This window comes from Streptomyces sp. CoH27 (genome assembly GCF_020181035.1).
GTDB lineage: Bacteria > Actinomycetota > Actinomycetes > Streptomycetales > Streptomycetaceae > Streptomyces > Streptomyces camelliae.
Genome location: NZ_JAIQYY010000015.1, coordinates 184,357 through 198,210 on the forward strand (window position 1 = coordinate 184,357; position 13,854 = coordinate 198,210).

The 13,854-nt window shown below is 69.3% G+C and carries 12 protein-coding genes and 1 riboswitch; of the genes, 2 read left to right on the forward strand and 10 right to left on the reverse strand.

Features of this window, described 5'->3' with window-relative positions; translation table 11 throughout:
* Window positions 1–99 precede the first annotated feature (99 nt).
* Window positions 100–1,347, forward strand: coding sequence for an esterase family protein (locus LE548_RS26105; RefSeq protein WP_225099385.1), 1,248 nt, complete (start codon window positions 100–102; stop codon window positions 1,345–1,347).
* On the opposite strand, the gene LE548_RS26110 is transcribed toward LE548_RS26105, so the two are convergent.
* From LE548_RS26110 to LE548_RS26155, 10 genes are all read right to left on the reverse strand, one after another.
* Window positions 1,256–1,912 carry a trimeric intracellular cation channel family protein gene (locus tag LE548_RS26110; RefSeq protein ID WP_225099386.1) on the reverse strand — a complete coding sequence of 219 codons (657 nt, stop codon included), beginning with the start codon at window positions 1,910–1,912 and terminating at the stop codon, window positions 1,256–1,258. The genes LE548_RS26105 and LE548_RS26110 overlap by 92 nt on opposite strands.
* A 13-nt stretch (window positions 1,913–1,925) precedes the next feature.
* On the reverse strand, window positions 1,926–2,675 hold the full coding sequence (locus tag LE548_RS26115) for an SDR family oxidoreductase (RefSeq protein ID WP_225099387.1): 750 nt from the start codon (window positions 2,673–2,675) through the stop codon (window positions 1,926–1,928).
* Between the two features lie 84 nt (window positions 2,676–2,759).
* Entirely contained in the window at window positions 2,760–4,379 is a 1,620-nt protein-coding gene (locus LE548_RS26120; RefSeq protein WP_225099388.1) for an ABC transporter ATP-binding protein, read from the reverse strand.
* Window positions 4,376–5,473, reverse strand: coding sequence for an ABC transporter ATP-binding protein (locus LE548_RS26125; RefSeq protein ID WP_225099389.1), 1,098 nt, complete (start codon window positions 5,471–5,473; stop codon window positions 4,376–4,378). Before LE548_RS26125 ends, LE548_RS26120 begins: the two co-directional genes overlap by 4 nt.
* Window positions 5,470–6,483, reverse strand: a complete 1,014-nt coding sequence (locus LE548_RS26130; protein ID WP_225099390.1) for an ABC transporter permease — start codon at window positions 6,481–6,483, stop codon at window positions 5,470–5,472. Before LE548_RS26130 ends, LE548_RS26125 begins: the two co-directional genes overlap by 4 nt.
* Window positions 6,484–6,555: 72 nt before the next feature.
* Window positions 6,556–8,334, reverse strand: coding sequence for an ABC transporter substrate-binding protein (locus tag LE548_RS26135; protein WP_225099391.1), 1,779 nt, complete (start codon window positions 8,332–8,334; stop codon window positions 6,556–6,558).
* A gap of 33 nt (window positions 8,335–8,367) precedes the next feature.
* Window positions 8,368–9,366 carry an ABC transporter permease gene (locus LE548_RS26140; protein WP_225099392.1) on the reverse strand — a complete coding sequence of 333 codons (999 nt, stop codon included), beginning with the start codon at window positions 9,364–9,366 and terminating at the stop codon, window positions 8,368–8,370.
* Between the two features lie 323 nt (window positions 9,367–9,689).
* Window positions 9,690–10,496 (reverse strand): enhanced serine sensitivity protein SseB C-terminal domain-containing protein, encoded by an 807-nt coding sequence (locus LE548_RS26145; RefSeq protein ID WP_225099393.1) that lies wholly within the window; start codon window positions 10,494–10,496, stop codon window positions 9,690–9,692.
* Between the two features lie 176 nt (window positions 10,497–10,672).
* Window positions 10,673–11,467, reverse strand: a complete 795-nt coding sequence (locus LE548_RS26150; protein ID WP_225099394.1) for an enhanced serine sensitivity protein SseB — start codon at window positions 11,465–11,467, stop codon at window positions 10,673–10,675.
* Window positions 11,468–11,557: 90 nt separating this feature from the next.
* Window positions 11,558–12,208, reverse strand: coding sequence for an AAA family ATPase (locus tag LE548_RS26155; protein WP_374116177.1), 651 nt, complete (start codon window positions 12,206–12,208; stop codon window positions 11,558–11,560).
* A gap of 157 nt (window positions 12,209–12,365) precedes the next feature.
* Window positions 12,366–12,463: riboswitch (glycine riboswitch) on the forward strand.
* Between the two features lie 191 nt (window positions 12,464–12,654).
* On the opposite strand from LE548_RS26155, the gene gcvT reads away from it, so the two are divergent.
* The gene (gcvT, locus tag LE548_RS26160; protein ID WP_225099396.1) at window positions 12,655–13,782 is read left to right on the forward strand and encodes a glycine cleavage system aminomethyltransferase GcvT; all 1,128 of its coding nucleotides are present in this window, start codon (window positions 12,655–12,657) and stop codon (window positions 13,780–13,782) included.
* Window positions 13,783–13,854 lie beyond the last annotated feature (72 nt).

A 13,854-nucleotide genomic window follows, 5' to 3' on the forward strand; every position in this document is an offset into this window, starting at 1 on the left:
CGCCTCCGATTCCCCCTCACGAGTGAGGTTCCGGCAATTTCTAGGTAAGTGCCCGGAGACGTCCACAACCTCTGGCATCCGATTGCCCTCTATGGGGACATGAGCCTCACCGGGACTCCGTTCCTCTACACGACCATCGTGCTGGCCGTGGTCGCCCTGATACTGCCGCTCGTTCTGTGGTCGCGGGTGCGCGGGCCCAAGGCCCTGCGCGCCGCGGCCCGCGTGCTCATGCTCCTCTTCGCCCAGGTCACCGCCATCACCCTGGTCTTCGTGCTGGTCAACAACGCCAACAACCTGTACGACAACTGGGCCGACCTGATCGGCACGGGCAACCATGTGCAGCAGGCCGCCAACCTCGGCGCCGACGGCACGGGCGGAATCGCGTACAAGAAGCTGCCCAAGGTGCAGCAGAAGTTCACCCAGGCCGACGGTCCCGGTATGCACGCGGCCGGCGGGGTGCAGGTCACCCAGCTCAAGGGCCGGGTGTCGGGCGTGAACGCCGAGGTCTACGTCTGGCTGCCGCCGCAGTACAACGACCCGGCGTACAAGAACAAGAAGTTCCCGGTCGTGGAACTGCTGTCGGGCTACCCGGGCTCGGCGAAGGCCTGGTTCGGCTCCATGAAGGTGCACGAGCAGCTGGCACCGCTCATGAAGAGCGGCCAGGTCGCGCCGTTCATCCTGGTGTCCCCGCGCACGAACCTGATCGCCAAGGTCGACACCGGGTGCGCCAACGTCCCCGGCACCGTGAACGCGGACACCTGGCTGAGCATCGACGTACCGAAGATGATCACGGACAACTTCCGTGCCCAGTCCGGGCCGGACGGCTGGGCCGCGGCCGGCTACTCGGCCGGTGCCCACTGCGCGACCAAGCTCGCCGTCGCCCACCCCGACCGGTACCGGGCCGCCATCAGCCTCTCCGGCTACAACGACCCGATCGGCGAGCGGAACTCGCTGGCCGCCGGGAGCATCGAGCTGCGCCGGGCCAACAACCCCTACGAAATCCTGAAGGGCTACCGCACCCCGCCGCGGATCTCGCTGTACATCTCCGGTGAGAACGGCGACGGCTACCAGGCCGGTGTCGCGCTGGAGCAGATCGCGAAGCCGCCGACGTACGTGCGCGTGGTGTTCCTGCCGCGCAGCATGGGCGGGCACTCGATGGCCCTGTGGCGGCCGCAGGTGCCGACGGTGTTCGAGTGGCTGACCCAGCAGATGACGGGCCACAGCACCCCCGGGCACACCCACACGTCCACCCCGCTCAGTCCTCTGTCACCGTCGACCGGCGGTTCCACGCGCGCGGAGCTCGCCAGTGGAACCGCATCGCGAGCAGGCGGAGCACAAAAGCGGTGACGACCGCGAGCCCACTGGTGAGGGGGGTCAGGGCGCCGTAGCGGATGCAGAGCACGACCATCGTCGAGCCGACGATCGCTGGGACCGCGTACAGGTCGCGGTCCCAACGCAGCAGTGAGGGCACCTCGTTGGCGAGCACGTCCCGCAGCACGCCGCCGCCGACGGCGGTCGCGAGGCCCAGCGTCGCCGACGCGGTCAGACCGAGGCCGTAGCTGTACGCCTTCGTCGTACCGCTGACACAGAACAGGCCGAGGCCGGCCGCGTCGAAGACGAGCACCGCCGCCTGGATCCGCTCCACGTGCGGATGCAGGAAGAAGACGACGAGGGCGGCGAGCAGGGGGGTGAGGAAGTACCCGAGATCGGTGAAGGCGGCCGGGGGTACGGCCCCGATGATCAGGTCGCGGAACAGGCCCCCGCCCAGCGCGGTGACCTCGGCGAGGACGGCGATGCCGAACACGTCGAAGTTCTTCCGGACGGCCAGCAGCGCGCCGGAGATCGCGAACACGAAGATGCCGATGACATCGAGCGTGTGCTGGACAGAGGGGGTGAAGAGAGGTTGAAGCACCCCCTATTTTTACTCAGCCCGCCTGTTCGAAGTGGAACGCCCTGATGAAGCAGTCCCGTGGCTGGTCGATCGCGAACATGACGCAGTCCACGAGGGAGTGGGCGGTGAGCTTGTCGCCCGCCCCGCGCGGCGTCGTGTCCCAGTCCGGGCCCAGCGGGTCCGGGTTGCTGAAGTCGGGCGGGTACAGCGAGATGACACGTACGCCGTGCGGCCGTAGCTGGGGCGAGAGCAGGTCGGCGAGGCCGGCCTGGCCGTGCTTGGCCGCGTAGAAGGCGGCGTGGGCCTGGGTGCGGTGGTTGCCGGTGAGCCCGGCCGACGAGATCAGGTTGACCACGTCGGGCCGGTCGGACTTCAGCAGCAGCGGCAGCAGATGCTTGGTGGCGAGGACCGTGCCGGTCACGGTCGAGGCGATGGTGGCCGCGATGTCCTCGTCGGCGGCGGAGGCGAGGTCGTCGCCGGGCAGCCAGCGGGCGCCGTTGTTGACGAGCACGTCGATGTGATCGGTCACCTCGGCGATCCTGTCGGCGAAGGCACGCACCGATGCCGGGTCCGCCAGGTCACAGCGGAAGGCGTGCACCTTGTCGAAGCCGAGGCCGCGGATCTCGTCGGCTGTGCGCTGCGCCGCCCTCACGTCCCGTGCGGAGAGCAGGACTTCGTCGCCGCGCCGGGCGAAGAAGATCGCGAGGGTCCGGCCGAAGTCCCGGGCGGCTCCGGTGATGACCACGCGCCGGGGGCGGGGTCCGCTGCCGTTCTGAAGGGTCACTGTGGGGTGTCCGTACGTGTCGGCTGACGCACCGATGCCCCGTCCGTTACGAGGGGCGGGGCATCGGTGTGTGTCAGGGGGCCGTCAGTCCTGCTCGTCGGCGCTACCGGCGGACGTGCCCTTCGCACCGGTGGCCTCGGCCTTGCCGGAGGAGGCCGGCTTCTCGTCGGCCGCAGGCTCGTCGGCCGCAGCCGCAGCCGCAGCCTCGGCCTCGGTTTCCGCGGTCTCTTCGGACGCCTCAGCCTCTTCGGACGCCGAAGCCTCCTCCGAAGCGGCCGTCTCCTCAGCCGTCTCAGCTTCCTCGGACGCCGAAGCCTCCTCCGAAGCGGCCGTCTCCTCAGCCGTCTCAGCTTCCTCGGACGCCGAAGCCTCCTCGGACGCCGAAGTCTCCCCCGAAGCGGCCGAATCCTGAGCGGCCTCGGCCTCCTCCGAAGCGGAAGACTCCTCGGACACTTCGGCCTCCTCCGAAGCCGAGGCCTCCTCAGACACCTCCGCCTCCTCGGAAACCGCGGTCTCCTCGGAAACCGCGGCCTCCTCGGCCGTAGCCTCCTCGGTCCCCGCCTCTTCCTCGGCGACGGCGCTCGCCAGGGCCTGCGAGGTCTGGGCCGACTCGGCGAGCACCTCGTCGGCGACCAGCTCGGCGGCCTCCTTCGCGGCCGACAGCAGGACGGTGTCCTGGGGAGCCTGGTCGGCGAAGTTCTCCGGGTGGTGGCAGGCGACCCGCTGCCCCGGCTTCAGCTCCACCAGCTGCGGCTCGGTCGTCTTGCAGATCTGCGTCGCCTTCCAGCACCGGGTGTGGAAGCGGCAGCCCGACGGCGGAGCGATCGGCGACGGCACATCGCCGCGCAGCAGGATGCGCTCGCTCTTCTGGCCCCGCCGCTTGGGATCCGGCACCGGCACCGCCGACATCAGCGCCTTGGTGTACGGGTGCATCGGCGCCTCGTACAGGGAGGTACGGTCGGCCAGCTCCACGATCTTGCCGAGGTACATCACCGCGATGCGGTCCGAGACATGCCGGACGACCGAGAGGTCGTGGGCGATGATCACGTAGGTCAGGCCGAGTTCCTCCTGGAGGTCGTCCATGAGGTTCACGACCTGCGCCTGGATCGACACGTCCAGCGCCGAGACCGGCTCGTCCGCGACGACCAGCTTCGGCTTCAGGGCGAGCGCGCGGGCGATGCCGATGCGCTGACGCTGACCGCCGGAGAACTCGTGCGGGTAGCGGTTGTAGTGCTCGGGGCTCAGGCCGACCAGTTCGAGGAGCCGCTGGACCTCCTTCTTGACCCCGCCCTCGGGCTCCACGTTCTGCAGCCGGAAGGGCGCGGAGACGATCGAGCCGATGGTGTGACGGGGGTTCAGGGAGCCGTACGGGTCCTGGAAGATCATCTGGATGTCGCGGCGCAGCGGGCGCATCTGCGCGGTGTTCAGCCGCGTGATGTCCTGGCCGTCGAAGGTGATCGTGCCGTCGGTCGGGTCCTGGAGCCGGGTGATGACCCGGCCCATGGTCGACTTGCCGCAGCCCGACTCGCCGACCACGCCCAGGGTCTCGCCCTTGCGCACCTCGAAGTCGATGCCGTCGACGGCCTTCACGGCGCCGACCTGGCGCTGCAGGATGCCCTTCTTGATCGGGAAGTGCTTGGTCAGGCCCTCGACCTTGAGCAGCACCTCACCGTCGGCGGACTGGTTCTTGGTCGTCTCACTCACAGCTTCGGCGCAATCTCTTCGGTCCAGATCCGCTCACGGTCCTCGGCCGGGAGGTGGCAGGCGGACCAGTGCCCGGTACTCACCTGTTCCAGCTCGGGGCGCACCGTGCGGGTGACGTTCCCCTTGGGGATGTCCGCGTACGGGCAGCGCGGGTGGAAGGCACAGCCCGAGGGGACGTTGATGAGGCTCGGCGGCTGGCCCTTGACCGGGATGAGCCGTTCGGAGGTCTCCCGGTCGATGCGGGGCATCGAGCCGAGCAGGCCCCAGGTGTAGGGGTGCTGCGGCTTCTCGAAGACCTCGTCCGCCGCGCCGCGCTCCACGCACCGGCCGCCGTACATCACGAGGACGTCGTCGGCGATCTCGGCGACCACACCGAGGTCGTGGGTGATCATGATGACCGCGGAGCCGAACTCCTTCTGCAGATCCCGGATCAGGTCGAGGATCTGCGCCTGGACGGTCACGTCGAGGGCGGTGGTCGGCTCGTCCGCGATGAGCAGCTCGGGGTTGTTCACCAGCGCCATGGCGATCATGGCGCGCTGGCGCATACCGCCGGAGAACTCGTGCGGGTAGCCGTCGACGCGCTTGGCCGGCTCGGGGATGCCGACCCGGTCGAGCATCTCGATGGCCCGCGTGCGGGCGACCTTCTTGCTGACGTTGTGGTGGACCCGGTAGGCCTCGACTATCTGGTCGCCGACCTTGTAGTACGGGTGCATCGCGGACAGCGGGTCCTGGAAGATCATCGCCATCTCGCGGCCGCGGAGCTTGCGCACCTCGTCCGGGGACGCGGCGACCAGTTCCTTGCCGTCCAGCCAGATCTCGCCGGACATCTGCACGTTCTTGCCGCGCGCGCCGAGCCGGTGCAGGCCCATGATGGCGAGCGAGGTGACCGACTTGCCGGAGCCGGACTCGCCGACGATGGCGAGGGTCTTGCCCTTCTCCAGCGAGAAGGACAGTCCGTCGACGGACTTGACCAGGCCGTCGTCGGTCGGGAAGTGCACCTTGAGGTCGCGGACTTCGAGGAAGGCGCGGGACGCCTCCGGCTGCGCGTCGGTGGGCTCGCCGGCTGCCGCGCCGGTCTTGGAGAGTTCGGTCACGAGAGCCTCACCCGCGGGTCGGCGGCGGCGTAGAGGACGTCCACCACAAGGTTTGCGATCACTACGAAGAAGGCGGCGAGGAGGGTCACGCCGAGGATCTTGGGCAGATCGTTGTCGGTGATGCCGGCCACCGCGTACTCACCGACGCCGTGCAGCGAGAACACGGTCTCGGTGATCACCGCACCGCCGAGCAGCAGACCGAGGTCCATGCCGAAGACCGTGAGGATCGGGCTGAGCGCGGCGCGCAGCCCGTGCCGGACCACGACCCTCCGCTCGCGCAGGCCCTTGGCCCGGGCGGTGCGGATGAAGTCCTCGTTCATCGTCTCCAGCATGCCCGAGCGGGTGAGTCGCGCGTACACGGCGGAGTACAGCAGGGCGAGCGAACACCACGCCGGGAAGAGGGTGTTGGCCCATTCCGAGGGGTTCGTGGTGAACGGGACGTATTCCTTGCCGAAGATCGGCCACGGACCGGGGTCGGTGAAGAGCAGCAGCGCCAGGTTGCCCGTGAAGAACATGGGCAGCGAGACACCGGCGAGCGCGACGCCCATGAAGGTGCGGTCGAAGAACGAGCGCGGCTTCAGCGCGGAGATGACACCGACCACCACACCCGACAGCAGCCACAGCACGGCGGCACCGCTGGCCAGCGAGATCGTCACCGGCATGCGTGAGGTGAGGTCCGGCCAGACCGCCTGGTGGGTCTTGAACGAGTAGCCGAAGCAGGGTGCGTCGCAGTGCACCGTGGTGGGGCCGAGGTCGTAGGTGGCGCCGGCCACGATCCCCTTGATGAAGTGCCAGTACTGGACGTAGATGGGCTGGTCCAGACCGAGGTTGTGCTTGACCGCGGCGATGTCCGCCTTCGACGGGCTCTTGCCGATGTACTGCTGCGCCAGCTGATCCGCTGTCTGGCCGGCGAGTCGCGGCAGCAGGAAGAAGATGGCGAAGGTGACCGCGGTGACGACCAGCAGCAGGATCACTGCCGCGAACGTCCGGCGGAGGATGTACGAGATCACGGGGACCGGCGCTGGTGCCCGCGGACCGTGAGGCCCGCGGGCACCAATGCCTTCACCTGCCTTCCGGGGCTGCTACTTCTTCGTGGTGCCGAGGTTGAGGTAGTCGTACTGACCACTGAAGGCCGCCGTGGAGACCACGTTGGTCGCCCAGGGCGAGCGGTACAGCAGGACCTTGAAGTAGGTCAGCGGGACGAGGACGGCGTCGTCCATGGCCTGCTGGTCGATCTGTCCGTACAGGGCGTTGCGCTTGGCCACGTCCGGCTCCGCGATCGCCTGGGCGAGCGTGTCGTTGACCTTGCTGTTGTCGTACTGCGACAGGTTGGTGTTGCCGGACTGGCTGATCGCCTTGCCGTTCAGGATCTGCTGCAGGAAGCCGTAGCCGGAGGGCCAGTCGGCGCCCCACTGCATCATGATCAGGCCGATGTTCTGCTGCTCGGTGAACTTCGGCACACCGGCGTAGTCGGTGAAGTACTTGCCCTGCGGGTACTGCTTCAGGGTGGCGTTGATGCCGACCTTCTTCAGCGAGTTGATGATCGCCGTGGCGGCGTCGACCTCCTGCTGGCGGTCGGAGCGCGCCGAGATGTTGGTGGTGATCGGCGTCTTGCCGCAGGCCTTCAGCTGGTCCTTGGCCTTGGCCACGTCACCGTGGCTGCCCGCGGAGGCGTAGGCGTCCGCCTTCTGGTAGCCGGTGATGTCCGGCGGCAGGACGGTGGAGGCGACCTCACCGCGGATCGGGCCGCCCTCCGCGGTCTGCACGGAGACCTTGTCGATGGCGTACTCGACCGCCTTGCGGCAGGCCACGTTGTCGAACGGCTTCACCTTGGTGTTGATCGCCATGTAGACCAGGCGGCCGGCGTAGGTGTTGTCGGTCGCGGCCTTGCCGTCGGCCTGGGTGAGCAGCTTGGCCTGGGTGGAGGCCTGGACACCGGTGCCCGCGAGGTCAACGGTGGCGTCGCCGGACTGGAGGTCCTGGTCGATCGTCTCCTGGTTGACCTTCAGCTTGACGACGATCTTGTCCGGGTACTGCTTGCGCAGCGGGTCGGTCTTCGGGTCCCAGTTCTTGTTGCGGACCAGGACGACCTGCTTGCCCTCCTCGTAGCTCTGGAACTGGTAGGAGCCGGAGGACACGATGTGCTTGACGTAGTCGACGCCGTCGTCCTTGGACTGCGGCACCGGAGCCGTCTGCGGGGCCGAGACCAGGTAGTCGAACTCCTGGAACGGACGGTTCAGGTGGAAGACGATCGTGGTGTCGTCGGGCGTCTCGATCGAGGACAGGCCCTTGGGGTCCTTGTCCTTGTACGGGCCCTTGTACTTGTCGCCGTCCTGCATGAACTGCTGGAAGTAGTTCGGGCCGAGCGAGAGCACGTCACGGGCGAAGTTGGACCGCTCGACGGCGTACTTGACGTCCTTCGAGGTGATCGGCGTGCCGTCCTGGTACTTCAGGCCCGCGCGCAGCTTGTACGTCCAGGTCTTGCCGCCGTCGCTCGGGACGCCCTTGCTCGCGGCGAGGTCCGGGACGAGGGTGTTGCCCTTCGAGCCGGGGGCGGGCTCGAACGTCATCAGCGGGCGGGCGTAGAGCCGGCTGAAGTTGTACATGTACGCGTAGTACGTGTTGCCCGGGTCGAAGGAGTCCGGCACGTCCGACATCTCGTAGACGACCGTGCCCCCCTTCTTGTCGGACGCGTTGACGACTCCCGTGGTCGCCGCGTTGGCACCGGCCGCCTTCGGGGTGCTGCCGCCGTCCTTGTTGTTATCGGCCTTGGTGCAGCCTGCAAGCAGCAGGCTGGCGGAGCCGAGGGCCGCGACCGCGGCAAGTGCTGACCTTCGCATGATGGTCTGCTTCCCCTCCATTGATCGGAAACTTAGAAGGACTCTCGGGGCTGCCTAGCGGCTGCGGGGGTCGAGAGCGTCACGGAGACCGTCGCCGAGCAGGTTGAACGCCAGGACGGTGATGAAGATGGCGAGGCCCGGCACGATCATGTACTCGGGGTCGACCTGGTAGTAGGTGACGGCTTCCCGGAGCATGCCGCCCCACGAGGCCTGCGGGGGCTGGATGCCGACGCCCAGGAAGCTCAGGGACGCCTCGAAGAGGATGTTGGTCGGGATGAGCAGCGTCGAGTAGACGATGATCGGGCCGACCAGGTTGGGCAGCAGCTCGCGGAAGAGGATGTACGGACCCTTGGCTCCCATGCCGCGGGCGGCGTCGACGAACTCGCGCTCACGCAGGGCGAGGGTCTGGCCGCGCACGATCCGCCCCAGATAGGGCCAGTTGAAGAAGCCGATCACGAAGATGAGCACGCTCAGGTGCAGCGGCAGTCCGTTGAGGCCGAAGGCGCCGCCCTGGAGGGTGGCGGAGATGGCGATGGCGAACAGCAGCAGGGGGAAGGCGAGGAAGGTGTCCATCAGCCGGCTGATGATCGAGTCGACCCGGCCGCCGTAGTAGCCGGCGACGACACCCATGATGGCACCGATCACGTTGGACAGGATCGTGGCGCCGAAGGCCACGACCAGGGAGACCCAGGAGCCTTCGAGGATGCGGGTGGCGATGTCCCGGCCGAACTTCGGGTCGACGCCCAGCAGGTGGGACCCGCTCATGCCGCCCCAGCCGCCCTTGGGCAGCGAGGTGTCGGCGTCGATCAGGTCCTGGTGGAAGGCGTTCGGGTCGAGGCCGAACATGGCCTGGATGGGCCGCGAGAGGACCGCCACGAGGATCAGCAGGATCACGATGACGCCGCCGGCCACGGCGACCCTGTCCCGTTTGAACCGGGTCCAGGCGATCTGCCCCAGGGAACGACCCTCGATCTGCCCCTTCTCGGCTCCCGCCAGCACAGCCTCCGGCTGCGCTTCGGCTGCCGCCCCGGTGGTCTCGATCGGTGCGGTCACGGTGAGCGACCCCTCTCGCCGGTGGTGACCGGCCTGCGCCTGCCGCGGATTGCGGCTTTGTCGACTTGCCATCGGCAGGAGGTTTGACCCCCCTGCCTGAGTGGGGAGTCTTCAGCGTCGTTGTGATCACCCGCCAGGTCTGACGGGGAAAGTATGCACAACCGTGATGGAGTGCGAGGGAATCCGTTATCCGAACACCGGGTAACGCCTCCCGGACGTGGGTCAGTTGGGGCACAAGGGCGAATCTGCGCAGTTCCGGACGCAAGACGTGTGTCTACGCGCGCAGAAATGTGTCAACCACGTAAATTCTGCGAACCGTTGCTTCAGTAACCGCCGTGCACCGGCGGATAGCCGTAACCGGCGGCCGGGGCCTGCGGCTGGGGCTGCGCCGGGGGTACGGCCGCGTGGGCGTCACGGTCGTAGAAGGGGCGGGCGTTGGCCCGCATCCACATCACGACCGGGTCGTGGTCGTCGGTCATCGCGACCGTCGACACCGGCAGGCCCTCGGGGACCGCGCCGATGGACTGCTGCATCATCGCGCGCACCGAGTCGACGGCGGCCGGGGAGGCGTCGTACACGTCCAGACCGATCGCGAGGTACGGCGCCCCGAGCGCGGGCTGCACCCAGGCGCGGCGCAGGGAGCGCAGGGCTGGGGTGCGGTGGGCGTTCTGCGCGAGCAGGGCGTAGAACTGCGGGATCTCGATGCCGGGTTCGGTGAGGCGGAGGGGGCCGGCGGGCTGGCGGTCCAGGCCGGTGGCGATGCGGCGCAGGTCCAGCCAGGGGATGCCGACGCCGCCACCGGGGGCGTGCGGGTTGAGCCAGAGGCCGTAGTGGTCGGGATAGAGGGTGCGGGCCACGTCGAGGCCGTCGACGAGCTCGTACGACCGGTTCCAGCCGCTGGCCGAGAGCTCCTGGGCGGAGGTCACGCAGGGGGCGTAGTGGAAGCCGTCGACCTCCATGTTTCCGTACTGGGCGTCCGGGGAGCCGGCCTGGCCGTGCCAGAGCAGCATCCAGATCTGGCCCGAGGAGGGGGTGGCGAGGGCGCGCAGCAGGGCCTCGTAGGCGTCGTAGCGTCCGGGCGTGACCTGGCGGAGTGTGTGCTCCACGCTGCCGCTGTGGCTCGCGCTCACCTGTCGTGCCCTTCTTCTCAGTGGCCTGCGTTTTGGGACAGCTTATTCGCCTGGCGGCTCGGGGCCTTCTGTTCGTACGCGGGTGCGGGTGCGTGGTGGGTTCCTCGCGCCCCGCGGCGGAGCCGCATATCGATACAGCCCCGCGCCCCTGGGTTGGCTGCCCCTTGGGTCGGCTTCTAGTGGCCGTACTGATAGAAGGGCCTGACATTCGTCCTCAGCCACTGCGCCACCGGGTCGTCCGTCACGTCCAGGAGGACCAGGCTGACCGGCCAGGCGACCGGGACCCTGCCCAGGGCTCGGGCCAGGGCGTCCATGGGACGGGTGCGGAGGTCGCCTTCCCACTGGGAGAGTTCCACGCCTATGAACATCACCGGGTCGTCCGTCTCGATGGCGGCCAGGCAGCGGCGGGCGGTGAGGACCACGCCGGTCTCGGCGAACTCGGCGGACGCGGCGGAGAGGAAGTCGACCGGGTCGTCCTGCCAGTCGGGCTCGAAGAGACGGACCCGGCCGCCCGCGTCGGGGTCGCCGTCGAGGGGGGTGCGGCCGGCGCGGCACAGCTCGGCCACGGCGGCCGGCGGGAGCGGGATGCCGACCAGCGCGTCCGGGTTCACGGCGAGGCCGACCTGCGGGGGCAGGCCGCGGGCGAACTCCACGGCCGGGGCGATGGTGTACGACATGTGGGAGCCGGCCGCCTGGCGCAGCTGCTCCTCGGAGCTGAACACCGGGACGTAGGCCTGGCCGTCGAGCTCCAGCGTGGGCAGGTCGAGGGTGCCGCTGCCCGGCCCGCCGCCGTTGGGCAGCGGGATCCACAGGAAGCTGCGGCCCAGCACCTCGATGATCCGGCCGGCCGCGGCGGGAATGCCGAGGGAGGCCGAGAGCACCTCCTCCAGCTCGTTGCCGGGCCAACCGCCGTGCGGGTGGGGGTGTGTCTGTGCCGGGAAGTCCGCGGGAAAGTCCGCCGGGAAGTCCATCTGCCTACCGCCTGCTGGGAACCACTGCTGTAACCATGAAGGCTAGCGGGTGGCTGTGACAGTCCCCTCACCGTGTGAACACGGTCCCCCTCATCCGGTGAAGTCGATCCGGCGCAGAGTGTCCGCCGCGGCCCGGTCCAGCAGGGTCGCCGAGCCGGCACCGGCCGGCAGCTCGCCCCGCTCCGTGGCGGCGAGGAGGCGGGCGGTCGTACGGCGGTGGCGGGTGAAGGCGTAGCGGGAGACGCGGCGGCCGCGCTCGCGCTGGCCTGTGCGGGCGGTCTCCGGTGCCACGTCGAGCAGGAGCAGGTGGAGGGTGCCGCCGCGGCGGCGGGCCTCGCGGGCGAGCCATCCGCGCACCCAGGGCTGCGTGCCGCAGTCGTGCACGACGACGCCCTCGCCGTCGCGCAGGGCGCGGCGCAGACAGGAGTAGTGGGCGAGGCGGACCAGGGGGCGGTAGAGCGCGTAGGGGACGAAGCGGGGGACGCGGGCGTCCCAGCGGTCGCGGGTGTCCTGGGAGTCGATGCGCCGGCCGGTCACCGTGCGGTGCATCAGGGTCGACTTGCCGCTGCCGGGCAGGCCGGTGATCACCACCAGGTCCCCGGGGCCGAAGAGCAGGGCGCGGGGGCTGCGGCCCGACCGGTCGCGCAGGTCGCGGACGACCGGGGCCGGGGCGGAGCGCTGCTTCGGCACCGCGATGCCACGGGTGGCGGTGGCGTACACCGGGGTCCTGTTCACCGAGATCGTCCTCCCCTGTCGATTCAGTAATAGCTCTGCCCGCGAAATGTAAAGAGAAGGTAATAGATGAAGGTCGGCAGCAAGGTCCGCGTCCTGCCACAGGCCGGTTACAAAAGCCCGGTCGGCGTGCGATGATGTGGCCGCCAACTGCATACCGGCCGTTTGAATCCGCGCGGGAGAGTCCCCAGCAGCCTTCGCTGGGGCGCCGAAGGAGCAAGTCCCTCCCTTGAATCTCTCAGGCCCCGTTACCGCGCGGGCGAGGCACATCTGAAAAGCGGGCCGCTGCCGCAGTGGCTCCACCCAAGGTGCAAGCCGTGATCGTCCCCGTGGCGGTCGTGGCGAACCTCTCAGGTTCCGATGACAGATGGGGAGGAACGTTCCTCGCCCTCCCCCACGCTCGGCTTCGCTCGCGCGGGGGACCCCCATGTCCTTCCCTGGGAGACGACCGACCGATGAGCAGTACCGAACCCACTGAGCCGCGCCGTACCGCGCTGGACGCGCTGCACCGCTCGCTCGGTGCGACGATGACCGACTTCGCCGGCTGGGACATGCCCCTGCGCTACGGCTCCGAGCGCGACGAGCATGTCGCGGTGCGGACCAGGGCCGGTCTGTTCGACCTGTCCCACATGGGCGAGATCACCGTGACCGGCGCCGAGGCGGCCGCCTTCCTGAACTTCGCCCTGGTCGGCAACATCGCCTCCGTCGGCGTCGGCCGCGCCCGCTACACCATGATCTGCCAGGCCGACGGCGGCATCCTGGACGACCTGATCGTCTACCGGCTCGCCGACACCGAGTACATGGTGGTCGCCAACGCCTCCAACGCCCAGGTGGTACTGGACGCCCTCACCGAGCGCGCCGCCGGCTTCGACGCCGAGGTCCGCGACGACCGGGACGCCTACGCGCTGATCGCCGTCCAGGGCCCGCAGTCCCCCGGCATCCTGAAGTCCCTCACCGACGCCGACCTGGACGGGCTGAAGTACTACGCCGGCCTGCCCGGCACCGTCGCCGGCGTCCCCGCCCTGATCGCCCGCACCGGCTACACCGGCGAGGACGGCTTCGAGCTGTTCGTGAAGCCGGAGCACGCGGTCGAGCTGTGGCAGGCGCTGACCAAGGCCGGCGAGGGCGTGGGCCTGGTGCCGTGCGGCCTGTCCTGCCGGGACACCCTGCGCCTGGAGGCGGGCATGCCGCTGTACGGGCACGAGCTGTCCACCTCCCTCACCCCGTTCGACGCTGGGCTCGGCCGGGTGGTGAAGTTCGAGAAGGAGGGTGACTTCGTCGGGCGCGAGGCGCTCCTGCTGGCCGCCGAGCGCGCCGAGCAGAACCCGCCCCGGGTGCTCGTCGGGCTGATCGCCGAGGGCCGTCGCGTCCCGCGCGCCGGGTACGCCGTCGTCGCCGGCGGCGAGGTGATCGGCGAGGTCACCTCCGGCGCCCCCTCCCCCACCCTGGGCAAGCCGATCGCCATGGCGTACGTGGACGCGGCGCACGCGGCACCCGGCACCGCGGGTGTCGGCGTGGACATCCGAGGCAGCCACGAGCCGTACGAGGTCGTGGCGCTGCCGTTCTACAAGCGGCAGAAGTAGAGACTGGGCGCGAGCGCGTTCCTCGCGGGCCCCGTCCCGTGGCGGGCACGTGACCCTGCGCACACCTTCCCC